Below are 21,604 nucleotides of genomic sequence, written 5' to 3'. Positions count from 1 at the left end.
GATAATTCATTACCTGATAACTGCAATGACTACAATGCAGAAAATTAATTCACAGGTTTGCAACACTACCCCATTTTTCCCGTCCTGTGGCATCTGGGTTCGTTTTGTGGGCTTTTTCAGCAGACCCTAAGAATGCCCCATCTTTCGCAGATTACTACAGGTAGTGCCTTAATGATAACGAAAGACTAGATATGGCATCATAAGCTTATCTGATGTCACCACATATAGTAAATTACCGAAGTATAAAACTCTAAACATAGAAAATACGCGAGCGGTGGGTAATAAGTAGAAAGTGACCGCACAAAATAATGTTAATTATACTTAACTTAGCGACAAACATAATCGCGAAGACTGGTCATAAATGTAGAAGAAATAAAATTCCAATCTTCTTTGACTGAATAACTAATAGAAATACTACCATCAAGCAGTATTTCAACATTGTTCGTGTAAATATTTCTCTTGCAGTCTATAGCAAATTCTTGAGCTTGATAAAAGCCTTTCATGTAGAAAACAACAACTTGAGGTAATTTTTTTAATCTGGGCCGTGACTTGCTGATATAAACATCGTAATTATCAGACTTGATTTTTGTATTTTCCCAGTAACTTAATTCACCTTTAATTTTATTTAATCCATCTTGAGCCTTTTTATGAGCATCGCTGATTCCATATACACCAGAAAGATTTGCCGCTTTTTCAAGGTCATTTTTTGCCAAATAAAATTGACCAATCTTACCATACAAAAGCCCTCTATTAATGTAATAAAATGGATTGTTTATATCGCAATGTATTGCTGAACTAAAATCCTTTACGGAATTTTCGTATACATATCCTGATTCAAGATTTAATAATCCTCTCATTTGATACAATTGACAGTAATTTGGGCTTAATTCTATGGCTTTATCTAAATAAAGTTTTGCTTGAAAAAAATCATTGTTTTGTATTAACTTATATGCTGCTCTTGCGTATTTTTCAGCTTCGTTGTTATTGGGAACAGATTGAGCAATGGTTACTTTATTACTAAAAAATATTAATGCAATAATGACGCAATTTAGCAAAGTTTTCATATTAAAAATTTTCGTGTTTCTAAATCTGTACAATAAACATATTTATGTTACAGTAACATATCCAAGTATAATTTTCGATGCTGAAATTTTTGTCATTTAAGCCGACTTCATCACCCGTGTTGAACGCAGACTAAGAAACGAGAAAAACTCCGCTAATTTGACCAGTCCCTCTGCTTCCTGACGCTCTGACAAAGATAATGGATAACCTTCATCCTGACGCTCCAAAAGCGATTGTAAACGTTCTTGAACCGCTTGAGGTAACTGAAAGTGGGTAAGTTCAATTGGAATTGCAATAACTTCAGACATAGCTTAATTTCCTCAATTTCGCTGAGAATTATTCCGAAAACGATTGACAAACTCAGGATGATTGTTTATACCCTCTACAGAACTTAAAGGTGGCATTTCAATCCAATTAGCCTCTGTATTTAATTTATCAACATAAGCATAAAAAGCGGTTTGATCCTCTCGATGGGAAAGAACATAACGCTGTAACTCCTTTTGACTCATTGCTTGAAAATCAGGTTGGTTCATCCGATACATCTCCTTTTATTTTAACCCAACTTAGCATCAGGTAAATTGAGACAAGCATGGAACTGCGATCGCTGTTTATTCATTAAAATTTTTTCGTTTCTCCATCCATTGTTGAAAAGAGGACTGACTCTCCATTGACTTTTTCCCTAACAAAATCCCCTCAACGCCAATATCTTCATCCAAGTCTGGCCAATGAATGCCGAAACCTGCTCCGCTAATCTGAAAATGTTGTCGCTCCTGAGGACTCCCGTAACATAAACGCGGATACCAACTTAAAGGCACAGACACAACTCGCCCATCTTCTAACGATAACGTAAGTTGCTCATCATCAATGCTAACCGTCATAATCCTTGGAACCGATACCCCCGCAAAAGTTGTCCCAACCATTGATCAATACCTCCTGATTATCATTAATAATTTGCTCAATTTTTCTGAGTTCTTTGGCGTTAAAACCATGATTATCGTCTAAACGAACCACTGGCTCTAGCCAAAACTTAGCCATCTTGTCATCCCGATCCACATGAGTATGTTTAGGTTCATAACAATCATAGGAATAGAAATAAAAGCGGTAAGCTCCTGTTCTTAGCGTTGTCGGCATAGTATTGGAAATATTCCATTATAATCATGGTAACAACGACGATCAGCCATTGATTCAGTAAGGAGGAAAAACTACTGCTTTCCTCCCCATAGTAACTAAACCAAAGCGTTCTTAAACAGAAGTTAAGTTTTTCTCCTCATTTAAACTAACATCCCCATTAGCCTCTGGTGAATTAGCTTCCGAAGGGGGAACCGCTTGCCAGAACTGACCGAGATATTCAGCCCAATTTGCCAAAATACGCTTACCTTTAGGACTGCCTGTATGTTCAACATGGGTCATAATTAAAGACTTTAATTGCTCTTCCCCTTTAGGAGCCGTAACCCGTTGTAACTTGATAATTTCAGGGTTAATTTTTTCGGGCAAACTATTATCTTCATCCAGAAAATAAGCCAAGCCGCCTGTCATTCCCGCCCCAATATTACGACCGACGGGGCCAAGAACCACCACGACACCGCCCGTCATATATTCGCAACAGTGATCGCCCGCCCCTTCGATCACCGCTTGACCGAGGGAATTTCGTACTGCAAAACGTTCACCCGCCCGACCATTGGCAAAGAGTTGACCGCCCGTTGCCCCATAGAGACAGGTATTACCAATAATGACGTTATCTTCGGGAGCATAGGTCGCCGATTGGGGAGGAACGATCGCAATTTCACCGCCGTTCATGCCTTTACCCACATAATCATTGGCCTCGCCTTGCAGATGGAGGGTGACACCATTGATATTGAAAGCTCCGAAACTTTGACCCGCCGCGCCCTGGAAGTTGAGCGTAATTTGTCCCTCAAAACCCGTATTACCGTAACGCTTGGCGATCGCCCCTGCTAACCGAGTTCCCACCGAACGATCCGTATTGACCAATTTATAGGTTTTGAACACCTGGGTTTGATGGGTCAAAGCCTCTTGAATCTCTGTATCGGCTAGGATTTGATCATCGAGGACAGGGCCGTTACTGTGGGCTTTAGGCGAGTCGGGGGTAATCCATTCGCGGTGAACCTTAACATCGGGCAAATTCAACAAACAGTCGAGATGCAAGGAATGGGTTTTGCTCAGTTGCACATCGGCACGCACTTTCAGCAAATCCGCCCGACCAATCACTTCCTCTAAACGGCGATAACCGAGATGGGCCAACAGCGATCGCACTTCTTCGGCGATGAAATAGAAGAAATTCACTACTTGACCAGGCACGCCACTAAAACGGGCGCGTAACCGTTCCTGCTGCGTCGCTACCCCTACAGGACAATTATTAGTATGGCAAACGCGGGCCATAATACAACCTTCGGCAATCATGGCAATGGAACCAAAGCCAAATTCTTCGGCTCCCAATAACGCAGCCATAACCACATCCCAACCCGTTTTCAGACCACCATCGGCCCGCAATAAAACGCGATCGCGGAGATGATTTTCCAGTAGGACTCGATGTACTTCTGTAATACCCAATTCCCAGGGTGAACCCGCGTGTTTAATGGAACTGAGGGGCGAGGCTCCTGTACCACCATCGTGACCTGAAATTTGAATAATATCAGCGTTGGCTTTGGCTACCCCTGCGGCGATCGTACCAATACCAATCTCGGCCACCAGTTTGACGGAAACCTGAGCAGACGGGTTAATTTGATGCAGATCAAAGATTAACTGGGCCAAATCCTCGATCGAATAAATATCGTGGTGCGGCGGCGGTGAAATGAGTGTGACTCCCGCCTTAGAACGGCGCAACATGGCAATATAGGGACTCACCTTCGGGCCTGGCAGTTGTCCCCCTTCCCCAGGTTTCGCGCCCTGGGCCATCTTAATTTCCAACTGTTGCCCACTCATCAGGTATTCAGGTGTCACCCCAAACCGTCCCGATGCAATCTGTTTAATGGCAGAACAAGCCGTATCGCCATTTTGCAAACCGTATAAATTCGGCAAGGTTTCTGAATTGCCCTGCTCGTCCACATCATCGAGGGTTAAAAACCGTACTGTATCCTCGCCGCCTTCCCCAGAGTTAGATTTGGCTCCGATGCGATTCATGGCGATCGCCAGGGTTTCATGGGCTTCCCGTGATAAGGCTCCCAGGGACATTCCCCCCGTACAGAAGCGTTTAACAATACTTTCCACCGATTCCACTTCTTCAATAGGAACAGAAGGGCGATCACTTTCGAGGTCTAACAAATCCCGCAACGCCGTCACAGGGCGATTTTTCAGGTATTGACGATAAACCTCATAGTGATTATAGGCTTCCTCTTCTCCCCCATTTTTAAGCTCACCCAAATCTTCTCCCCCCTTTTTAAGGGGGGCTGGGGGGGATCCCGCTCCAAACGCCTTAACAGCTTTATGCAACGCCTTAGCCATCTCAGGGGAATTCATGTGATACTCACCCCCAGGACGGTAATTCACAAACCCATAATTTTCTAACTTCGTACTGCTCTCAGGGAAAGCCTTAGCATGGAAAACTAAAACCTCCCGAAATACCTCTTCCAAACTCAAACCGCCAACGCGACTGGTCGTACCTGCAAAAGCCAATTCCACCAATTCAGCCCCTAGACCGATCGCCTCGAAAATTTGCGCTCCGTGATAGGAAGACAGCAGGGAAATGCCCATTTTTGACAGAATTTTGAGTAGGCCAGCCTCAACGGACTTGCGATAATTTTCCAGAGCTTTGGTTAAGGAAATTTTGTCTAACTTGCCATTTTCCATTAAATTCTGGGTCTTAGAACTTAACCACCATTGGCGTACTGATTCCAAAGCCAGATAGGGACAAACTGCCGAGGCTCCGTAACCCACTAAACAGGCGTAGTGATGGGTACTCCAACATTGGGCCGTATCTACAACTAACGAGGCTTGTAAACGCAGACCCGCACGAATCAAATGATGATGCACTGCTCCCACTGCTAACAGGGGGGGAATAAAACTGGTTTCGGTTGTTAATGGGCCTGATTGAGTAGAAACGCGATCGCTGAGAATTAAAATCTTAGCTCCTGCCTTTACCGCATCAACGGCAGCCTGTACCATGTCTGCGATCGCATTTGTGCCAGAGCCTTTTCCTGTCAGGGGGAAACAGGTAGAAATTTCGGCCACTTGCAAACCAGACTCTTTAACCTTTGCCAGTTCCGCTTCATTGAGAATGGGACTATTAAGCTGAATAGTACGTGCTGACTCGGCTTGAACTTCGAGAATTTTGCCCCGTTCCCCTAAAAACATGGTTAAAGACATCACCAGACTTTCCCGCAGAGGATCAATGGGTGGATTCGTCACCTGGGCAAAACGCTGTTTGAAGTAGTCATAAAGTAAACGGGGTTTATCCGACAGTACCGCCAAAGGAATATCATCCCCCATACAGAAAGTCGGTTCCTTACCCTGACTAGCCATCGGCACAATGATCATTTCCAAATCTTCGGCAGTGTAACCAAAGGCCGTTTGTTGTTGGATGAGGTTATCCCCCCCAGCCCCCCTAAAAAAGGGGGGAGAAGATTCGGGTGAACTTAATAAGGGGGGAGAAGAGTCTTCGTTAAAGGGCAAAGCAGAGATAATTTGACGATTTTCCTTCACCCATTGACCGTAGGGCTGTTTTTGGGCAATTTGCTGTTTAATATCCCAATTTTTGAGGATTTTATTCCCTTGCAGATCAACGGCGATCGCCTGACCAGGAGCCAAACGCCCTTTCTCCACAATCTCTGCTTCGGGCAAATCCACTACCCCCGCTTCCGAACCAACCACAATATAACCATCACGGGTAATACAGTAACGGGCAGGGCGCAAACCATTACGGTCTAAACAGGCCCCCACCGTTTTACCATCGCTGAACACCAATAAAGCGGGGCCATCCCAGGGTTCCTGCAAACCAGCGTAATACTCATAGAAATCCACCACTTCAGGATAATCTTTCAAAGCTGGCTGATTTTTATAGGCTTCTGGAACCAGAATCATCGCCGCTTCCAATGGACTGCGCCCCGTTCGTACCAATAATTCTAAAACACTATCCAAATTATAGGAATCACTGTTAGCCGTATTGACAATCGGGGTTAAAGATTGCAACTCCGCATCCGTCCAACCCGACACCGTTAACTTCGGCTCCCGTGCGGCCATCCAGTTAATGTTGCCTAAAAGCGTATTAATTTCGCCATTGTGACCCAGTAAACGCATCGGTTGAGCGAGGGGCCATTTGGGCATCGTATTAGTACTAAAACGACGATGATAAACAGCAAAACAGCTTTGATAGAGGGGATTCTGTAAATCCAAATAAAATTCCCCTAGAATCACACTGCGTACCATGCCTTTATAGACAATAGTGCGACTGGAAAAGGAACAAATATAAAAATCATCGGCTAACTTTTTACCGACAATAGACCGCGCAATATACAAACGGCGATCCAATTCATCCCCCGAACACCCCGTCGGACAAGTGACCAAAACCTGTTCAATATGGGGACAATTTCCCTTTGCCTGTACCCCCAAAACATCAGGCTGAACGGGAACTTCGCGCCAACCAATCACCGTTAACTGTTCCGCCCGTACTACTTCCTCGACGTATCCCCTGGCCACTTCCCGCGCTGAGGGTTCCTGGGGCAAGAAAACCATACCCACGCCCAACTGTTCAACCTCTGGCAGGGGTAAATTACGTTGCTTGAACCAACCCGCCAACAACTCCCTGGGAATGCCCGTCATAATGCCCGCTCCATCTCCCGAATCGTTATCGGCACTGCAACCGCCCCGATGTTCCATACAACCGAGAGCTTTGAGGGTTTGCTCAATCAATTGATGGCTTGGCTTACCGTTGACATCGGCAATAAAACCGACCCCGCAGGCATCCCGTTCTTCCACGAGCCAGGGCTGACCCATAAACGGTTTCAGGGGTTGAGGGTTGGGAACTGAAGAGGCGTTGACGTTCATAGACCTGGGAAGATTTAACAAGAGTGAAGACTTTCTTATCTAAGGTAACAGCGATCGCCCTTCTTTTTTGTTCACCAGCAGCAAATCCCTTGGCCCGTAACCATAGTGAGAAAAAGCGATCGGGCTACAATGGAGGTGATTTAACTTGAAAGAAAATTGATTATGACCACCACCATTGACGACATTCGGGAAATACTAAAGGAATTGGCCCAATCCCAACAAGAAACAGATAGACAAATTAAAAGTGTTAGTAAGCAGATCGGCGAATTAGGGAATCGTTTAGGGGAGTTTGTGGAGTATCAAGTGCGTCCTGCGGTGGTGCGTCTTTTTCAGGAGCGGGGCATTGATGTCCATGAGTTTCACCCTGGACTTTCGGTGACGCGAGATGGTGAAGGTTTAGAAATTGATTTGTTAGTGGTTAATGACACAGATGCGATTTTAGTGGAGGTCAAAAGTAAGTTAACCCAAAAGGATGTGGATGAGCATTTACAACGTTTGGCTAAGTTTAAGCGGTTAATGCCTCGTTTTCGAGATGTAAAGGCTTTGGGGGCGGTAGCGGCGATGGTGGTTCCCGATGAGGTGGTGAGTTATGCTTATCGTCAGGGGTTATTTGTTTTGGTGCAATCGGGGGAAAATGTGGTGATTTTGAATGATGCGGAGTTTACGCCCCAGGTTTGGTAGGATCGCCCTTCTTTTTTGTTTGTCATCAGCAAATCCCTCTCCTTGCGTATCGGATCAGTAAAATCTGTGTAAAACGCTTACTTTCTTATTGTTGTATAATTTTGATTGTTGTCTGTAAACCTTAAACTTGAGACATAAATATGAATCCAACAACAGTCAATAATCAGATTATTGGTGGAAGATATGCCATCTTACGTCAACTTGGTGCAGGTGGATGGGGGGAGACTTATCTTGCCGAAGATTTACAACGCTTAGGGAGTTGTTGTGTTATTAAGCAGCTTATTAATACTCATCATAATCCAGGTATTTTAAAAAAAGCTCAAGAATTATTTGAAAGAGAAGGAAAAACATTAATTCAATTGGGAAACCATCCCCAGATTCCTTTTTTATTTGCTTACTTTGAAGAAAACAATGAATTCTATCTAATCGAAGAGTATATTGAAGGAGAATCTTTTGCTCAAGAGTTAGAGTCTAAGGGAAAATTAGAAGAAAATTTAGTGATTGACTTTTTAATGGATACATTAGTTGTCCTTAAATATGTTCATGGCAATGGTATTATTCATCGTGATCTTAAGCCCGATAATATTATGCGTCGTCAATCCGATCAAAAATTTGTTTTGATTGATTTTGGAGGAGTTAAAGAGTTTTTAATAATAACTGCTTAAATCAGCCATCTCCAAATTTACTCACCCAGATTTCTACTACGGGTTATACTCCACAAGAGCAAGTAAACGGCTATCCTGAATTCAATAGTGATATTTATGCTTTAGGTATGACTGCGATCAGGGCATTGACGGGTGTAGAGCCAAGAGATTTAGAACGCAATCGAAAGAATAAAAGCGTTAACTGGAAAGAATCTAGGATTAAAGTAAGTTCTCGATTGTCTAATGTTATAGACAAAATGATTCAAGAAAACTCTGAAGATCGCTATCAACGAGTCGAGGAAGTTTTATCTGATTTATCAGCGACGGAACAAACATTGATAGTCGCTAGACCAACTCCCAATACTCAATTAACATTTATTAATTCCATCATACAAACTCGAATTCCACGAACGAACATTCCGTTAGGGTTGATATTTGTTTGCTTGGTTCCATTTGTAGCTATTGGGGGATTTATAGTTGGATTTAAAGTCTTTTACCAGCCGAATATTCTTCCTGCATTACCAACCAAAACTTCTGATGTCCAAAATTCTACAAGTCCCCAAATTCCTCAAAAAAATCCTTCTACATCAACAACGGAAAATCCCAATATGCAAGATTCTCCAAAAACTCAAGCCTCTTCAGGAGCATCTCCAAACTTTCCAAGTTCCCAAATTCCTCAAAAAAATCCTTCTACATCAGCAACAGAAAATCCCAGTATGCAAGGTTCCCCAACGCCCCAAGCTTCTTCAGAACTATCTCCGAAAGCAAGAGAAAACTCCGATAGTGAAAACATCTTGTTTAAGCGTCCCAAGTCTTTCAAGTAAATGATAATTTATTAGTAGACTTGATTTTTGGGGCGACCATGTACATAAAAATTGACAAAGATCATATATTTTTCAAAGTCACTCCTATAATCATAGGGGCGATAAGCTTATTTGTTGCTCACAAAAGCCTTGAAAACAGCAGTACCAGCATTCGCATAGCTTGTGAACAGCATTCTGAGCTTGAGTCTTGTCGCTCACAATTTACGTTTGTTGAGGTGAAACCTCAAAAGTTAATTTTCAAACGGCCTAGGGGAGAAACACCTGAGCAAACAGAAACGGCTCTTGTTAATCCAATATTCCTTGTGCCTGAAAAGCATTCAATGGACTTTTAGGGGAGCGTCATTATGTTAGGAAATCATGACTTTTTGTCACTAGGCTCAAATAGTATTATTCAGTTGTTACAATGTTCGACATGGTATAACTACTTCTAAAAATGTCTAAAGGAGGAGAAAATGGGAAACTTTTTTCATCATGCGGTACGTTACTTGGGAATGCTAGGCATAGCTTGGGTTTTTGCTATTGCTCCCCTACATTCTTCTAATGCTTCCCCCCAAGTTAAGTTTGTGTGCGGAAAACAGAGCGGGGCACCAACTACCTTTGGCATCAGCCCTCAATGGAACAACGAACGCCGCGTATTAATTAAATGGTACAATGATGTCGGCAAGGAGGCAGGTGAGACTCCTGAAAGTCGCTGTAGCAAAGTGACATATAATCTTAATAAATATCTTTCTCAAGGGGGGCAGTACACCACCTATGGCTTCATGAATAATAACCCCGTTGTTTGTACGACAAATGAACAGGGTAAGGGCTGTGACAATTTGTTATTTACGCTAGACGGTAACACTTACGGCTGGAGCGGACAATGGAAAAAACAGCCTAAAGATTTACTTGAAACTCTTTATAGCCTCAGTGATACAAATATTGGTGGAAATCCTTTAATTCAGTCATGTCGCTTAGTAGTGGACAATAATGCTGTTCTGATGGATAAAACAATCAAAGCGTATTGTCGGGGGTGCATCCCACTTAAGATAATACATTGACACTCAAAAGAGGAGACTTAAGATAATACATTGACACTCAAAAGAGGAGAGTGATTGAGATAAGCACATCGTAGCCGAAGAATACGAGAAACATTATGAAGATGCCAACGTGCTCCCGACAATTTAACCCTAGCTCCCACCTGTTTAATCTTAGACTCCACATCACCAGAACCAATCACAATACCAAGCTGTTGATAGTATTGGTAATCAGGGATACGCTGATAATGCTTCGTCAAATAGGCTTGAAAATTCTTTGCCCTCTTGCTTTTGACTCCATCAAACGCATCTATTGCCTTGTTCACAAAACCCCGCCACAGTAAATGCTCCACTGCTTCTAGCCGTTTGAGAGAGCCACCCACTTTGAACAGATTCTCCTTGAGATGATACCAATCCAACACCTCTCGTCGTATCAGCCACGATTGAGTGGCGAAACTCTCTACCGCATTCCAGATTCCGGGATGACCATCTCCCAAAAAGGTCACTATTGGGGACAAAGGTTGAACATTGCTCCAATTCTTTAAGCCCTCTGGGTCTTGGAAAAAGGCTTCACAGACATTGCCATGAAGACTCACCAGTTTATAATCTCGCCACTGTCCCCCTTCCTTCTCCTCGCCCCGCAGACAAATCTTTCCCCCATCTATACTGACCCCCGCACTCTCTGACTGAGCTTGAGCTAAGGGCAGTTCTGTCCGTTCTACCAAGCGATGTAAACTGCTATGTCCTACTTTTATCCCCATCAACTCCTCTATATCTTCTTCTGCTTGTTGGTAGGATGTTTTCGCACTGGCTCTTAGACAGCATTTCTCTAAACCTGGACTTAAGACGATTTTTGGCGACACCTTTAGTTTTCTGGCTTGTTTTTGGCTTATTTCCACTTCTCCGACTAGGGTTTTGATTTTTCGCTTGTTTCCAGACCGTTTTTTTCCCCCTTCTGAAAAAAAAACTCCCCCATTGTTGGCCCCACAATTTCTAACATCTGGGTTCTGACTTCTACTTCGATGCTTCCAAAGTCCTTCTGTTTCTCTGGTTCCGTATATTTGCGCAAGATACGGGCTGATTCGGTGAGATGCTGTTTTAACAGTGCTTTTTCTTCTGGGGGAATCGGTAACATACTTTTTTCGCTCATCAGTTTTTTTCCATTTTACCCCAGATTCTATGTACTACTTTATCCGGGATGTACCCTATTGTCGGTAACCTAATTGTGCCTGTCTTTTGTTTAATACATGAAGTTTATTAACTGGATACGCTCCTTTGTTTTGCTAAAAGTTTGTGCTGTTGTGTTGGTTCTCAATTCTTCAGTACAAGCTTTTACTTTTTTGGACAATCAAACGCTTTTAATATCTGAGGAGAAACAAGGGAAATTCTTGCCCGAAGAGCAAATTCATGATCTCTCCGAACTAATTACTGTTAGGGTCTTTGGTGTTGATTCTAAGGCATGGGAAAATATACAATCGAACGCAATTAAATCCAGTGGTTCAGGAGTAATTGTGGAAAAGAAAGAAGTAAAGGTGAAAAAAGGTTCTTTGTTTCTTTATTTTGTCTTGACAAACAATCATATTTCCTCTCAGAGTAAAGAGTTTTATATTAAAACACACGATGGTTTGATTCATAAGGCTTTTGTTCACCCAACGTCCAAATTTCAAAAAAACAATATTAAAATTGATTTGGGTTTGTTAGGCTTTTATACTCCCTATAGTTATGAAAAAGCAGTGATTGGAACATCAGATAAATTAGAGGATGGAAGCCAACTTTTTGTAACTGGTTTCCCTTGCAATGTTTCAGTTGAAATTATTAATTGTCCAGCTAAATTTACTTTTGAACCGGGTAGGGTTTTCAAGGCTCCCAAACTTTTAAAAGATGGTTACCAACTGGGATTTACTAATCCAGTATCAGAGGGCATGAGCGGTGGAGCAAACCTTAATATTCAAGGAAAATTAATAGGAATTACAGGTAGAAGACCTAGTGATGTTGTTGATGTTCCTCAATATCAATATGCAGATCAACCGGTTGTTCCTGAGATTATTAGAGATAACGCACCATTAGCACTAGGATTACCAATAGAGCATTACTCAAGCTTGGAGCGTGACAACCTGTTGAGTGATTTTATCAGGAAAATTCCGCCATTATCTCAAAATTTTGAACTATTTGTTTTATTGAACAATAGTCGAAGCAGGTCTCCTGTGCCTTTGCCCGCGAATAATTTAAACCGTAATTTTTTTTTAAACAATAAATTGCTTCTTGTACTAGGAATTATAATCTTATTTTTTGGGGTTTTCTCAGTCTGTTGGAATAACAGGAGAAGGAAACGTACTTTCATAGCTGAATTTATAATATATAGTTCTCAAAATCAATACTATGTTCAGATTAATAAATATCTTTATAACCGAAGAAAAAGACGATATTTGTCGTTTAAAAAACACCAAGAAGAAGACGGTTACTGGATTAATGAAGGTGATTTTAGTCTTCTAGAGTTTCTTGAAGGTGGTTATGAATTTAGCACTTCCAACAGTTATGTTACAGTTCTTCCATTTCCCCAAAAAATTGTTAACCCGAAAAATTTTTTTAAACAATATCCTAATAGTGTTCCTTTAGAGCTAATGGTTGTATATCCAAATCCAATTCGGCAAAGTCAGTATGTTATCGAGTTGGCTGAGAATATTGAAAAAGAGACAAAATTTACACTTTATAAAGAGGGTGTTGGAGATTCAGTTAAAATAAGATTTAAGTATAATTTTACTGCCTGCCACAGCAATTCATCGGAGTCAAAACTAATTCTTCCCCGTAAATACTACTGACAAAAGACATGAGCAAAAAAAAATATTCTGCCTATTTATTAAATCTGCTGTTTTTGATAGCAACGTATTGTTTTGGATGCCAGTCTCAAAATAAAGATTTTCCGCAAGCATTCAATTATAGCCAACCAACTGTTTACACAAACACTACTGAAGTTATCAATACTCCACAAATTAAAGGAATAGGCAAAATTGGTTCAGGAGTGGTTATTGCTAAAAACGGTGATAACTATTACATTTTAACAGTTAAACATCTTGTTAACATTAAACCTGGAGAAATTAGAGAACCTTACAAAATTTATTTTTCGGATGGAAAAAATTATAAAGAAGAATACGAGTTTGATTATTATAAAGATGTTTACCGTAGTGAAAATCCATCAATTGATTTGGTATTAATCAGATTTAAAAGTGATAAAAAGCACTCTTTTTTTACTTTAAATGGTAATATCTCACGCCAAGAGAGTGTAACTATTTCTGGGTGGAAATTTTGCAATAAGCAACCAACGTATGAATTGACTACGGGAAAAATAGAAGCTATTTTGACCCCTTCCAAGAGTCAAGATGGACATAATATTAACTATAGCAATCCAACTATTGAAGGAATGAGTGGAAGTGGAGTTTTTAATCAAAAAAAAGAGTTAGTTGCTATTCATGCGGCTGCAAAGAAAAATGTACAATATGATATGGAAAAATGTCCTAAATTAGATGAATTACATGGAGATAACTTGGGGGTTTCCGTGAGTAGCTTTATTAAATCAGATTTATTCAATAAACTTCCTAAAGGTTCTTACAAAATCTCTAATGATTCATCCAACACTCAAAGCAATCAAATCACAGAGAATAATTCTAAAAGTTCCGATAATGATAAACCTGTTGGTATTTTTTTGCGACCTAAATCCTTCAAAAATTAAGAGAGATCGCTCTTCTTTTTTGTTCATCATCGGCAAATCCCTTGGCCTGTAAACACAATGAAAAAAAGCGAGTAGGTTAAATTTAGGACAGCGATCTGGTTAAATTTAGAACAGCGATCGCCCTTCTTTTTTGTTCATCAGCAGCAAATTTAAGAGCTTAAACTTTTTGCCAAATTTCCAATAGACGCTAGAATGCAAATAGTTTTATCTCACCCAAAAGTTATTATTTTGTGGCTCAACTATCTGAAGAAACACAGAAAATAGTTCTCGAATTGCAACAAAACCTGCTTTTTATCATCCATGATGCTACTTCATTCCAGTTTATGATTTTGGAAAACTATGGTGAGACAGAAGCCACTCTGAGCGATTTAGAGCAACTCGATAATGTTCAACAACGTGCCGATACCTACTATTCTCGTTTTAGTACGCTACTCCGTCAAATTGCAGCTTCTCAACCTTCAGCAACATCTGCTACACTAGCGTTGTTAAGTCGTTCTATTGAGGATGCTCAAGGAACAGTTTTTGCTCTAAAGGCAACGATTCAAGAGATTAAGCAAGATTGGGGGTTACGATGAATCAGTCTTCTCTTCCTAGTTTAGAACGGGTACAGCAGCGATCGCTTAAGGTTCAAGCGATTTGTCGTCGGGCTGATGCAGAAATTTTGATTTTAGATGAATTGATTGCTCAAATAGAAGTTGAAAATCGTTCTTCGAGGGTTAATCTTTATCGTTTAAATAAGGCCAAACATTTACTAGGTCAAGTTTAGTTTCGGCGATCGCCCTTCTTTTTTTGTTCATTATCAGCAAATCCATCGGCCTGTAATCACAGTGAGAAAAAGCGATCGGGTTAAAATTAGGACAGCGATCTGGTTAAAATTAGAACAGCGATCGCCTAATTCCGTCAAGGTTTGCTAAAATCAAATCCATAAATCATTCAAAAGTCGTTGAGTCAATGAAAACCATTACCCTTATCGAAGCTCAAGGCCAGATTGAGACATTAGTTAATGATATTAATGACAATCATCAGCCAATCCTATTATCAGGAACTGAAAAAAATGCTGTTTTAATTGCAGAAGAAGATTGGAATGCTATCCAGGAAACGCTTTATCTATACTCTATTCCTGGTATGGTGGAATCTATCATTGAAGGCGGTAAAACTCCCATAGAAGATTGTGTTAGTGAAGAAGTGATTAGGGCAATTTTAAATGGATAATTGGCAATTATTTTTTACTAAGCAGGCGGAAAAAGATGTTCAAAAATTGGTGCGAATAGAATTATCCAAACAAGCCGATAAATTGCTAAAAATTTTTAAATCTAATCCTTTTCAATCTTACCCTACCTACGAAAAATTAAGTGGAGATTTAGCTAATTACTACTCCCGAAGAATTAATATTCAACATCGTTTAGTTTATCAAGTTTTCCCTGAAAAGAAAATTATTAAGATTATACGAATGTGGAGTCATTATGAATGAAAATCAGCAATTTCATTAATTTTTTAAAAATTTACTTGCTTATTTTCCTCTATTTGCTAAACAGCGATCGCCCTTCTTTTTTGTTCACCAGCAGCAAATCCCTTGGCCCGTAACCACAGTTAGAAAAAGCGAGTCCCCCAGTAAGCCAAAGAAAAAAGGTAATCCTTTATGCTTGACATCATATACAAAATTTTGACAGAATAAGACAACAACATACTGTGTATTATAAGTAAAGAGAAAAAGATAATGAAAACCCCGCTATTACGTTGCTTTATCAAACAAGAAAATAATCAATGGGTAGCTGTCTGTATTGATCTTAACCTTGCTGCCCAGGCAGACTCCTCTAACGAAGCGAAACAAAGGCTAGAGGCAATGATTAAATCCTACGTCACCGAAGCCTTAACAATAGATAAAAACTACGCCGAACAACTTCTATCTCGAAAAGCTCCTTTCTCACTAATTTTAGAATATTATTTTGCTGTTTTTATTCAAAAAATCAAGGCTTTCAATCCAACCCATTTACAAATTTTCTCTGAAACCTTACCATCTCAAGTTGTATAGGAGAATATCTTGGGATTTTTTACGAAATTTGCACCGCCTACCTGTAAACAAGTTAAAACAGCCCTTAAAAATATGGGATTTGAACCCCAAAAACAGGATGGGACTTCTCACGAACATTGGAAAAAAGTTGTCAACGGTAAATTATATAAAGTCACTGTTGATTGTCCCAAAGCTCCCTTTAGTGAAACTCTCGTTAAGTCTATGGCTGCCCAAGCTGGAGTATCAAAAAAAGTTTTTCTACAATATTGTTTTGATAAAAAATTAAGGGATGATCCCCATCAGTAAAGCGATCGCTCTTCTTTTTTGTTCATCAACAGCAAATACCTGAGCCTGTAACCACAGTGAGAAAAAGCGATCGGGCTAAAACAACTGATCAATCAAATCTTCACGAGTTGTCTCAAAATGATTAGCAATATCTTTAAGAATAGCATTTAATGTACCCACTTTAATTGGGCTATGATTAGGGATTGTAATATGATGCTCTCCATTTTTTGTCGTTGTAAGCCGAATATGACTGCCTGTTTGTCGCTCAATTCTATAACCAAGAACTTCCACCATTTTGGCAAATTTTTTGCCTGTTAAATCTCGTGGTAATCTCATACAGCTAATACTTCTTCACGAATAAACTGCAATCGAATACGCTCAGGACAAACACTTTGAGCAAAATGACAAATTACAGCATCACGAATCATCTCTTTTAACTCATCTATTGTGTCACCCTGAGTAAAAATAGACTGGTCTAAAGCTTTAGCTATGTAGCCGCCATCCACATCATCTTCCACTAAAAAAACGATTTCTGTCATTGAAGTTAAAGGCAAAGTGTTAATGTTGTCCTACAAGTATAGCAAAAAAAGCGATCGCCCTTCTTTTTTGTTCATCAGCAGCAAATCCCTTGGCCCGTAACCACAGTGAGAAAAAGCGATCGGGCTACAATGGAGGTGATTTAACTTGAAAAGGAAATTGATTATGACTACCACCATTGACGACATTCGGGAAATACTAAAGAAATTGGCCCAATCCCAACAAGAATTGAATCAATCCCAACAAGAATTATCCCAAGCCCAAAAAGAAACAGATAGACAAATTAAAAGTGTTAGTAAGCAGATAGGCGAGTTGGGGAATCGTTTAGGGGAGTTTGTTGAGTATCAAGTGCGTCCTGCGGTGGTGCGTCTTTTTCAGCAGCGGGGCATTGATGTCCATGAGTTTCACCCTGGGCTTTCGGTAACAAGAGACCATGAGGGTTTAGAAATTGATTTGTTAGTGGTTAATGACACAGATGCGATTTTAGTGGAGGTTAAAAGTAAGTTAACCCAAAGAGATGTGGATGAGCATTTACAACGTTTGGCTAAGTTTAAGCGGTTAATGCCTCGTTTTCGGGATGTGAAGGCTTTGGGGGCGGTAGCGGCGATGGTAGTTCCCGATAAGGTGGTGAGTTATGCTTATCGTCAGGGTTTATTTGTTTTGGTGCAATCAGGGGAAAACGTGATAATTTTAAATGATGCGGGGTTTACGCCCCAGGTTTGGTAGCTTTACCCATTAGCTTCGGCCAGTTATAATGGGGACAAATTTTCTGTGTTGTCTATGAATCATATTAATCTCAAAGAGCCGAATCCGACCCTTGCCGATCTCATTGATAAGGTTAATCAGGATCAGCAAGCTACACTCATTACAGTTAATGAGCAGAAACAGGCGGTATTGGTTTCTTTAGAGGAGTGGAATGGTTTACAGGAAACTCTTTATTTGTCGTCTATTCCAGGGGTTAAGGACGATTTAATTGTGGGAAAGAATACAAGTTGGGAGGATTGTGTTCCACTGGATAAGGTGGAATGGTAATGTGGGAAATTGCATTAACAAAACGGGCTTTAAAAGATGCTAAAAAAGTCACTCGTGCGGGTTTAAAACCTAAAGTTGATCAGTTAATTAATATTCTCAAGACTAATCCCTATCAAAATCCACCACCTTACGAGAAATTAACGGGAGATTTAGCTGAAATGTACTCAAGAAGGATCAACATTCAGCATCGTCTTGTTTATGAAGTTGATAATCAGGCTCACAGGGTTAAGATTTTAATGATGTGGTCTCATTACGAATAGGGCGATCGCGTTTCAATGCGTTAACTTTATGGTATTTTTTTCTACATTTGGAGTAGGCACTATCATCCGTAACGACAATGAGAAAAAGCGATCGGGCTACAATAGGAGTGATTTAACTGGAAAAAATTGATTATGACGACAACAAGCAACGGGCAAGGATACCAAGAATGGGAAGGCTATTTGCCAGGGAAAAAAGACATTCCCGAACAGTCAAAACCTGCAAAAAATAGACAAATGGAAATCATTAACAAGCAGTTAGCCAAATTCAGCGACCCACTTGGTGATTTTATCGCGTGGCAAGTCTATCCCTCTGTGTTTGAGCTTTTTCAGGAGTGGGGTTTTGATTTTTGTTACATCTCTTCAGGAGTATCAGTCCATAGAGAAGGGGCGTTTTTAGATATTGATGTTTTTGCCGCTAGTGATTCAGAGGCTATCTTAATTGCGGTAAAAACTAAGTTAAGTCAAGGGGATGTGGATGAGCATTTACATCGTTTGGCTCGGTTTAAGCGATTAATGCCTCGTTTTAAGGATGTTAAGGGGTTTGGTGCTGTAGCGGCGATGGTTGTTCCCGATGAGGTAGCGAGTTATGCGTATCGTCAGGGCTTGTTTGTGTTGGTGCAATCGGGAGAAAATGTGGTGATTTTGAATGATGCCGAGTTTATACCCCAAGTTTGGTAAGTTTGACTTTTTTTGAAATTTTACTTAAAGGGCGATCGCGTTTCAATGCGTTAAATTTAGGGTATTCTTTTCCATATTTGGAGTAAGCAAGATGAATTGTACTCAAGAAGTACGGGCGCAACTAGAGGATAGTCTGCAACAGTTATCGCCTGAACGGTTACAGGTTGTGGCGGATTTTGCGGCTTATTTGGCAGATGCGGAGAGTGAAGCGGCAACTCAGGAGTTATTAGCAATTCCTGGTTTATTGGATAGGGTTAAGCAGTGCGAGGCAACACCTAAAGCCGATTACAAAAATTGGAGAGAGCTTCGTTCTGATGTATGAGGTTGTGCTTCATCCAAAGGCTCAAGCATTTTATCTTCGAGCAGATAAGACTCTAGCCAAGAAAATTACCCGATGTTTAGAGCAATTAGAACAAAATCCTCGATTTCATCCTAATATTAAGGCTTTGAAGGGAAGCTTGTCTGGTTATTATCGTTACCGAATAAGCGATTATCGGGTAATTTATTCGATAGATGCTCAGGTGATGGTTGTCTCAGTTGTAGAAATTGTTCATCGCGGAGAAGCCTATGATGCATAAGCGGCGATCGCGTTTCAATGCGTTAATGTTGTTATTATTACCCAAGTTCTAATCTATTAATCTAAAATTAAAGGGACGTGACGAGGAGAAAACGATGTCGATGATGATTGAAACTGATTTAAAGGATGTTCTCAATAAGCTAGACCAACGTTTTGACCGTCTGGATCAGAAGTTAGATAAAATCGAGAGCGATCTGACGGATCTGAAGGTTGATATGGCAACGGTTAAGGCTGATTTGACGACGGTAAAAGAGGAGGTTAAAGATCTTAGAGGTAGCCAACGCGGTCAGATATGGGCTTTGATTGGCATTATTTTTACGGCGGTGGCCAGTGCAGTGATTAAGTTTGGCTTTTTCCCTAATGTTTAAAAGGCGATCGCGTTTCAATGCGTTAAATTTATGGTATTCTTTTTTACATTTAGAGTAAGCAAGATAAATTGTACTCAAGAAGTACGGGCGCAACTAGAGGATAGTCTGCAACAGTTATCGCCTGAACGGTTACAGGTTGTGGCAGATTTTGCGGCTTATTTGGCAGATGCGGAGAGTGAAGCGGCAACTCAGGAGTTATTGGCAATTTCTGGTTTATTGTCACGGGTTAAGCATTGCAAGGTAACACCTAAAGCCGATTACAAAAATTGGAGAGAGCTTCGTTCTGATGTATGAGGTTGTACTTCGTTCCAGTATGCAGCCTACACAATTTTATCTTTGACTTTTTTCCATCTGTTTATAGTTTTTCTATAATCTCAATTATCTTTGACAATATCTTTTACTATGCTTTCCACAACAACAAATTTACAAGATAAAACTTCTAATCTTCAGAAAGATTTACAGAATGATTTGGTCAACATTAACGTTCAATTATTAGACATTAAAAAAAATATTAATCAAAATATTGTCAATCAAAAAGAACTAAATTCTTTAAACCAGAGGGTCACAAGTATTGAAAATTCTTTAAGTCAGAGAATTACAAATATTGAAAATAAATCTTCCTTTGACAGTTTAATTTGGCCATCAATCTTGCAAATCATAATAGTTATCTTGACAATATTAGGTACCTTATTTGTAGCAAGATATACAAGTGACTTGCAAAGAAATAATACTCGAAATGATACTAAAAATGTAATTTTGTATTTTATTGGAGCGAACAAATCACGATTATTTAGCTTGTCTCATTCTGTTGAAAATTTGCGCCCTTCCATCAACAGTAATTCAATCTGTTTTACATCATCAATCCAATCCTGTAAAGAATTGATAGAACTATTAGAAATTAAATATATTGCTCAGGAAATTATTTCAAGTTCTAAGATTTTCGATAACGGAATTTCGCAGAAAATTATTAGGTATTTTATGGACTTAGAAAATATTTCATTTACTACAAATAAACACCTAATTACTCATTTTTATAAAGATGAGAGCAGTAATGATTATTTTTTATTCAACAAGAATAATTACGCTAACTTATCAAAGGATGAAAGAGAACGGAAGCTTGGTGGACTAATTAAGATAATAGATTTAGTCAGAACTCAATTAAGTGCTATTTTGTGTCTCTCTTTTGATATTTTAAAAAGTCTTGATTCAACGTCTTTTGAAGATAAATTTATAAATAATACCGAAAAATTTAAGGAGCAAATTTATTCTGTATGGTATGGAGAGATTTTTGATGGTAAAAAATACCCATCAGCAGAAAATTATTGGGATGATTTTCCAGAACTAAAGTCATATCTTGAGAAAAATTGTAAACGAAATGAAACACAAAAAATCTAGTAAATACAAAGAGATTAATGATTTTACCAATCTTGTCAATGAAAGCTTCTAAAAACTTACTCTTGAATTTCAGGTAAGAGGATAAAAACTGTGAACTCTATCACCATCAATCAATTTACCAATAACCTGCGAAACTTAATCAAACAAGTCATCAGTCAACTCTTCAAAATCACCAATCAAGACGGAGACGATTTTGTTGTCATCAGTGCCGAAGATTGGGACAACAAGAAACCCTAGCAATTTTGCAAGATATTAATCTTATGGAAAAAATCGCTAAATCTATGACAACCCATAGCCAAAATCAAGGTTACACTCCCACGATCGCAGAACTCAATGAGATACTTATTCTTTGAAGGCAACACCTGGGAAATTTACCAAGAACTCGGACAAAAAGATAAAAATCTGCATAAGAACCTTAATGACTTGAGAGATACTTATCACCCTATTAGCATCTTGACTATTAAAAATTCAGATTAAATTTCTCCTAAAATATCCCGAACAATGAACACT

The 21,604-nt window shown here is 39.8% G+C and carries 32 protein-coding genes; 22 read left to right on the top strand and 10 right to left on the bottom strand.

All coding sequences use genetic code 11. The features are described from left to right. Window positions 1–326: 326 nt before the first annotated feature. The 6 genes from KA717_33880 to KA717_33855 all read right to left on the bottom strand — a co-directional run bounded on the left by KA717_33880 (window position 327) and on the right by KA717_33855 (window position 7,059). On the bottom strand, window positions 327–1,064 hold the full coding sequence (locus tag KA717_33880) for a hypothetical protein (protein UXE60484.1): 738 nt from the start codon (window positions 1,062–1,064) through the stop codon (window positions 327–329). Between the two features lie 96 nt (window positions 1,065–1,160). Next, window positions 1,161–1,370, bottom strand: a complete 210-nt coding sequence (locus tag KA717_33875) for a hypothetical protein (protein ID UXE60483.1) — start codon at window positions 1,368–1,370, stop codon at window positions 1,161–1,163. 12 nt (window positions 1,371–1,382) lie between these two features. Next, window positions 1,383–1,595 carry a hypothetical protein gene (locus tag KA717_33870; protein UXE60482.1) on the bottom strand — a complete coding sequence of 71 codons (213 nt, stop codon included), beginning with the start codon at window positions 1,593–1,595 and terminating at the stop codon, window positions 1,383–1,385. 75 nt (window positions 1,596–1,670) lie between these two features. Next, complete coding sequence (locus KA717_33865; protein ID UXE60481.1) at window positions 1,671–1,883, bottom strand: DUF2442 domain-containing protein; 213 nt, start codon at window positions 1,881–1,883, stop codon at window positions 1,671–1,673. A gap of 46 nt (window positions 1,884–1,929) precedes the next feature. Next, window positions 1,930–2,193, bottom strand: a complete 264-nt coding sequence (locus KA717_33860; protein UXE60480.1) for a DUF4160 domain-containing protein — start codon at window positions 2,191–2,193, stop codon at window positions 1,930–1,932. Window positions 2,194–2,304: 111 nt separating this feature from the next. Beyond that, entirely contained in the window at window positions 2,305–7,059 is a 4,755-nt protein-coding gene (locus KA717_33855; protein UXE60479.1) for a glutamate synthase-related protein, read from the bottom strand. 162 nt (window positions 7,060–7,221) lie between these two features. Between KA717_33855 and KA717_33850 the strand changes: the two genes are divergently transcribed. From KA717_33850 to KA717_33830, 5 genes are all read left to right on the top strand, one after another. Further along, window positions 7,222–7,740 carry a hypothetical protein gene (locus tag KA717_33850; protein ID UXE60478.1) on the top strand — a complete coding sequence of 173 codons (519 nt, stop codon included), beginning with the start codon at window positions 7,222–7,224 and terminating at the stop codon, window positions 7,738–7,740. Window positions 7,741–7,880: 140 nt separating this feature from the next. Continuing rightward, window positions 7,881–8,405 (top strand): protein kinase, encoded by a 525-nt coding sequence (locus tag KA717_33845; protein UXE60477.1) that lies wholly within the window; start codon window positions 7,881–7,883, stop codon window positions 8,403–8,405. Between the two features lie 107 nt (window positions 8,406–8,512). Further along, window positions 8,513–9,208, top strand: coding sequence for a hypothetical protein (locus KA717_33840; GenBank protein UXE60476.1), 696 nt, complete (start codon window positions 8,513–8,515; stop codon window positions 9,206–9,208). Between the two features lie 38 nt (window positions 9,209–9,246). Further along, window positions 9,247–9,540, top strand: a complete 294-nt coding sequence (locus tag KA717_33835; GenBank protein ID UXE60475.1) for a hypothetical protein — start codon at window positions 9,247–9,249, stop codon at window positions 9,538–9,540. A gap of 120 nt (window positions 9,541–9,660) precedes the next feature. Then, complete coding sequence (locus KA717_33830; protein ID UXE60474.1) at window positions 9,661–10,248, top strand: COP23 domain-containing protein; 588 nt, start codon at window positions 9,661–9,663, stop codon at window positions 10,246–10,248. A gap of 17 nt (window positions 10,249–10,265) precedes the next feature. Here the strand turns inward: KA717_33830 and KA717_33825 are convergent, their stop codons facing one another. Both KA717_33825 and KA717_33820 read right to left on the bottom strand, forming a co-directional pair. Beyond that, the gene (locus KA717_33825; protein UXE64859.1) at window positions 10,266–11,144 is read right to left on the bottom strand and encodes an ISKra4 family transposase; all 879 of its coding nucleotides are present in this window, start codon (window positions 11,142–11,144) and stop codon (window positions 10,266–10,268) included. Next, complete coding sequence (locus tag KA717_33820) at window positions 11,132–11,374, bottom strand: hypothetical protein (protein ID UXE60473.1); 243 nt, start codon at window positions 11,372–11,374, stop codon at window positions 11,132–11,134. The genes KA717_33825 and KA717_33820 overlap by 13 nt, the downstream gene beginning before the upstream one ends. 151 nt (window positions 11,375–11,525) lie before the next feature. On the opposite strand from KA717_33820, the gene KA717_33815 reads away from it, so the two are divergent. From KA717_33815 to KA717_33780, 8 genes are all read left to right on the top strand, one after another. Next, window positions 11,526–13,043 carry a serine protease gene (locus KA717_33815; GenBank protein UXE60472.1) on the top strand — a complete coding sequence of 506 codons (1,518 nt, stop codon included), beginning with the start codon at window positions 11,526–11,528 and terminating at the stop codon, window positions 13,041–13,043. 8 nt (window positions 13,044–13,051) lie between these two features. Then, window positions 13,052–13,951, top strand: coding sequence for a serine protease (locus KA717_33810; protein UXE60471.1), 900 nt, complete (start codon window positions 13,052–13,054; stop codon window positions 13,949–13,951). 230 nt (window positions 13,952–14,181) lie between these two features. Continuing rightward, the gene (locus KA717_33805) at window positions 14,182–14,526 is read left to right on the top strand and encodes a hypothetical protein (GenBank protein ID UXE60470.1); all 345 of its coding nucleotides are present in this window, start codon (window positions 14,182–14,184) and stop codon (window positions 14,524–14,526) included. Further along, entirely contained in the window at window positions 14,523–14,717 is a 195-nt protein-coding gene (locus tag KA717_33800) for a hypothetical protein (GenBank protein ID UXE60469.1), read from the top strand. Before KA717_33805 ends, KA717_33800 begins: the two co-directional genes overlap by 4 nt. Before the next feature lie 185 nt (window positions 14,718–14,902). Then, window positions 14,903–15,163, top strand: a complete 261-nt coding sequence (locus KA717_33795) for a type II toxin-antitoxin system Phd/YefM family antitoxin (GenBank protein UXE60468.1) — start codon at window positions 14,903–14,905, stop codon at window positions 15,161–15,163. Continuing rightward, window positions 15,156–15,422, top strand: coding sequence for a Txe/YoeB family addiction module toxin (locus tag KA717_33790; GenBank protein ID UXE60467.1), 267 nt, complete (start codon window positions 15,156–15,158; stop codon window positions 15,420–15,422). The genes KA717_33795 and KA717_33790 overlap by 8 nt, the downstream gene beginning before the upstream one ends. A 246-nt stretch (window positions 15,423–15,668) precedes the next feature. Next, window positions 15,669–15,983, top strand: coding sequence for a hypothetical protein (locus tag KA717_33785; protein ID UXE60466.1), 315 nt, complete (start codon window positions 15,669–15,671; stop codon window positions 15,981–15,983). Window positions 15,984–15,992: 9 nt separating this feature from the next. Next, a complete protein-coding gene (locus KA717_33780; GenBank protein UXE60465.1) occupies window positions 15,993–16,268 on the top strand; it encodes a type II toxin-antitoxin system HicA family toxin in 276 nt (91 codons plus the stop codon). Between the two features lie 75 nt (window positions 16,269–16,343). On the opposite strand, the gene KA717_33775 is transcribed toward KA717_33780, so the two are convergent. Together KA717_33775 and KA717_33770 are read right to left on the bottom strand one after the other, a co-directional pair. After that, window positions 16,344–16,583, bottom strand: a complete 240-nt coding sequence (locus KA717_33775) for a type II toxin-antitoxin system HicA family toxin (GenBank protein ID UXE60464.1) — start codon at window positions 16,581–16,583, stop codon at window positions 16,344–16,346. After that, window positions 16,580–16,801, bottom strand: coding sequence for a 2-oxoisovalerate dehydrogenase (locus KA717_33770; GenBank protein ID UXE60463.1), 222 nt, complete (start codon window positions 16,799–16,801; stop codon window positions 16,580–16,582). The genes KA717_33775 and KA717_33770 overlap by 4 nt, the downstream gene beginning before the upstream one ends. Before the next feature lie 148 nt (window positions 16,802–16,949). Between KA717_33770 and KA717_33765 the strand changes: the two genes are divergently transcribed. From KA717_33765 to KA717_33725, 9 genes are all read left to right on the top strand, one after another. Further along, window positions 16,950–17,510, top strand: a complete 561-nt coding sequence (locus KA717_33765) for a DUF3782 domain-containing protein (protein UXE60462.1) — start codon at window positions 16,950–16,952, stop codon at window positions 17,508–17,510. A 54-nt stretch (window positions 17,511–17,564) separates the two neighbouring features. Then, window positions 17,565–17,816, top strand: a complete 252-nt coding sequence (locus tag KA717_33760) for a type II toxin-antitoxin system Phd/YefM family antitoxin (GenBank protein ID UXE64858.1) — start codon at window positions 17,565–17,567, stop codon at window positions 17,814–17,816. After that, window positions 17,816–18,076 carry a Txe/YoeB family addiction module toxin gene (locus tag KA717_33755; GenBank protein UXE60461.1) on the top strand — a complete coding sequence of 87 codons (261 nt, stop codon included), beginning with the start codon at window positions 17,816–17,818 and terminating at the stop codon, window positions 18,074–18,076. The genes KA717_33760 and KA717_33755 overlap by 1 nt, the downstream gene beginning before the upstream one ends. A 132-nt stretch (window positions 18,077–18,208) precedes the next feature. Then, complete coding sequence (locus KA717_33750) at window positions 18,209–18,754, top strand: hypothetical protein (protein ID UXE60460.1); 546 nt, start codon at window positions 18,209–18,211, stop codon at window positions 18,752–18,754. A 91-nt stretch (window positions 18,755–18,845) separates the two neighbouring features. Further along, window positions 18,846–19,076, top strand: a complete 231-nt coding sequence (locus KA717_33745) for a hypothetical protein (protein ID UXE60459.1) — start codon at window positions 18,846–18,848, stop codon at window positions 19,074–19,076. Beyond that, window positions 19,069–19,332, top strand: coding sequence for a type II toxin-antitoxin system RelE/ParE family toxin (locus KA717_33740; GenBank protein UXE60458.1), 264 nt, complete (start codon window positions 19,069–19,071; stop codon window positions 19,330–19,332). Before KA717_33745 ends, KA717_33740 begins: the two co-directional genes overlap by 8 nt. A gap of 94 nt (window positions 19,333–19,426) precedes the next feature. Beyond that, window positions 19,427–19,699 carry a hemolysin XhlA family protein gene (locus tag KA717_33735; protein ID UXE60457.1) on the top strand — a complete coding sequence of 91 codons (273 nt, stop codon included), beginning with the start codon at window positions 19,427–19,429 and terminating at the stop codon, window positions 19,697–19,699. A 30-nt stretch (window positions 19,700–19,729) separates the two neighbouring features. Continuing rightward, a complete protein-coding gene (locus KA717_33730) occupies window positions 19,730–19,993 on the top strand; it encodes a hypothetical protein (protein UXE60456.1) in 264 nt (87 codons plus the stop codon). 90 nt (window positions 19,994–20,083) lie between these two features. Next, complete coding sequence (locus tag KA717_33725) at window positions 20,084–21,094, top strand: hypothetical protein (protein ID UXE60455.1); 1,011 nt, start codon at window positions 20,084–20,086, stop codon at window positions 21,092–21,094. Window positions 21,095–21,604: the final 510 nt, after the last annotated feature.

The sequence above is a fragment of the Woronichinia naegeliana WA131 genome (assembly GCA_025370055.1).
In the GTDB taxonomy this organism is placed as follows: domain Bacteria; phylum Cyanobacteriota; class Cyanobacteriia; order Cyanobacteriales; family Microcystaceae; genus Woronichinia; species Woronichinia naegeliana.
Note: the sequence above shows the minus strand (reverse complement) of the source record. Positions and strands in the feature narration are given on the sequence as shown.

What these genes read in the sequence shown, in the direction of transcription:
- KA717_33880 (UXE60484.1), bottom strand. Translation starts at nt 1,064, where the DNA reads ATGAAAACTTTGCTAAATTGCGTCATTATTGCATTAATATTTTTTAGT.
- KA717_33875 (UXE60483.1), bottom strand. Translation starts at nt 1,370, where the DNA reads ATGTCTGAAGTTATTGCAATTCCAATTGAACTTACCCACTTTCAGTTA.
- KA717_33870 (UXE60482.1), bottom strand. Translation starts at nt 1,595, where the DNA reads ATGAACCAACCTGATTTTCAAGCAATGAGTCAAAAGGAGTTACAGCGT.
- KA717_33860 (UXE60480.1), bottom strand. Translation starts at nt 2,193, where the DNA reads ATGCCGACAACGCTAAGAACAGGAGCTTACCGCTTTTATTTCTATTCC.
- KA717_33855 (UXE60479.1), bottom strand. Translation starts at nt 7,059, where the DNA reads ATGAACGTCAACGCCTCTTCAGTTCCCAACCCTCAACCCCTGAAACCG.
- KA717_33850 (UXE60478.1), top strand. Translation starts at nt 7,222, where the DNA reads ATGACCACCACCATTGACGACATTCGGGAAATACTAAAGGAATTGGCC.
- KA717_33845 (UXE60477.1), top strand. Translation starts at nt 7,881, where the DNA reads ATGAATCCAACAACAGTCAATAATCAGATTATTGGTGGAAGATATGCC.
- KA717_33840 (UXE60476.1), top strand. Translation starts at nt 8,513, where the DNA reads ATGACTGCGATCAGGGCATTGACGGGTGTAGAGCCAAGAGATTTAGAA.
- KA717_33835 (UXE60475.1), top strand. Translation starts at nt 9,247, where the DNA reads ATGTACATAAAAATTGACAAAGATCATATATTTTTCAAAGTCACTCCT.
- KA717_33830 (UXE60474.1), top strand. Translation starts at nt 9,661, where the DNA reads ATGGGAAACTTTTTTCATCATGCGGTACGTTACTTGGGAATGCTAGGC.
- KA717_33820 (UXE60473.1), bottom strand. Translation starts at nt 11,374, where the DNA reads ATGAGCGAAAAAAGTATGTTACCGATTCCCCCAGAAGAAAAAGCACTG.
- KA717_33810 (UXE60471.1), top strand. Translation starts at nt 13,052, where the DNA reads ATGAGCAAAAAAAAATATTCTGCCTATTTATTAAATCTGCTGTTTTTG.
- KA717_33800 (UXE60469.1), top strand. Translation starts at nt 14,523, where the DNA reads ATGAATCAGTCTTCTCTTCCTAGTTTAGAACGGGTACAGCAGCGATCG.
- KA717_33795 (UXE60468.1), top strand. Translation starts at nt 14,903, where the DNA reads ATGAAAACCATTACCCTTATCGAAGCTCAAGGCCAGATTGAGACATTA.
- KA717_33790 (UXE60467.1), top strand. Translation starts at nt 15,156, where the DNA reads ATGGATAATTGGCAATTATTTTTTACTAAGCAGGCGGAAAAAGATGTT.
- KA717_33785 (UXE60466.1), top strand. Translation starts at nt 15,669, where the DNA reads ATGAAAACCCCGCTATTACGTTGCTTTATCAAACAAGAAAATAATCAA.
- KA717_33775 (UXE60464.1), bottom strand. Translation starts at nt 16,583, where the DNA reads ATGAGATTACCACGAGATTTAACAGGCAAAAAATTTGCCAAAATGGTG.
- KA717_33765 (UXE60462.1), top strand. Translation starts at nt 16,950, where the DNA reads ATGACTACCACCATTGACGACATTCGGGAAATACTAAAGAAATTGGCC.
- KA717_33760 (UXE64858.1), top strand. Translation starts at nt 17,565, where the DNA reads ATGAATCATATTAATCTCAAAGAGCCGAATCCGACCCTTGCCGATCTC.
- KA717_33755 (UXE60461.1), top strand. Translation starts at nt 17,816, where the DNA reads ATGTGGGAAATTGCATTAACAAAACGGGCTTTAAAAGATGCTAAAAAA.
- KA717_33750 (UXE60460.1), top strand. Translation starts at nt 18,209, where the DNA reads ATGACGACAACAAGCAACGGGCAAGGATACCAAGAATGGGAAGGCTAT.
- KA717_33745 (UXE60459.1), top strand. Translation starts at nt 18,846, where the DNA reads ATGAATTGTACTCAAGAAGTACGGGCGCAACTAGAGGATAGTCTGCAA.
- KA717_33740 (UXE60458.1), top strand. Translation starts at nt 19,069, where the DNA reads ATGTATGAGGTTGTGCTTCATCCAAAGGCTCAAGCATTTTATCTTCGA.
- KA717_33735 (UXE60457.1), top strand. Translation starts at nt 19,427, where the DNA reads ATGTCGATGATGATTGAAACTGATTTAAAGGATGTTCTCAATAAGCTA.
- KA717_33730 (UXE60456.1), top strand. Translation starts at nt 19,730, where the DNA reads ATGGTATTCTTTTTTACATTTAGAGTAAGCAAGATAAATTGTACTCAA.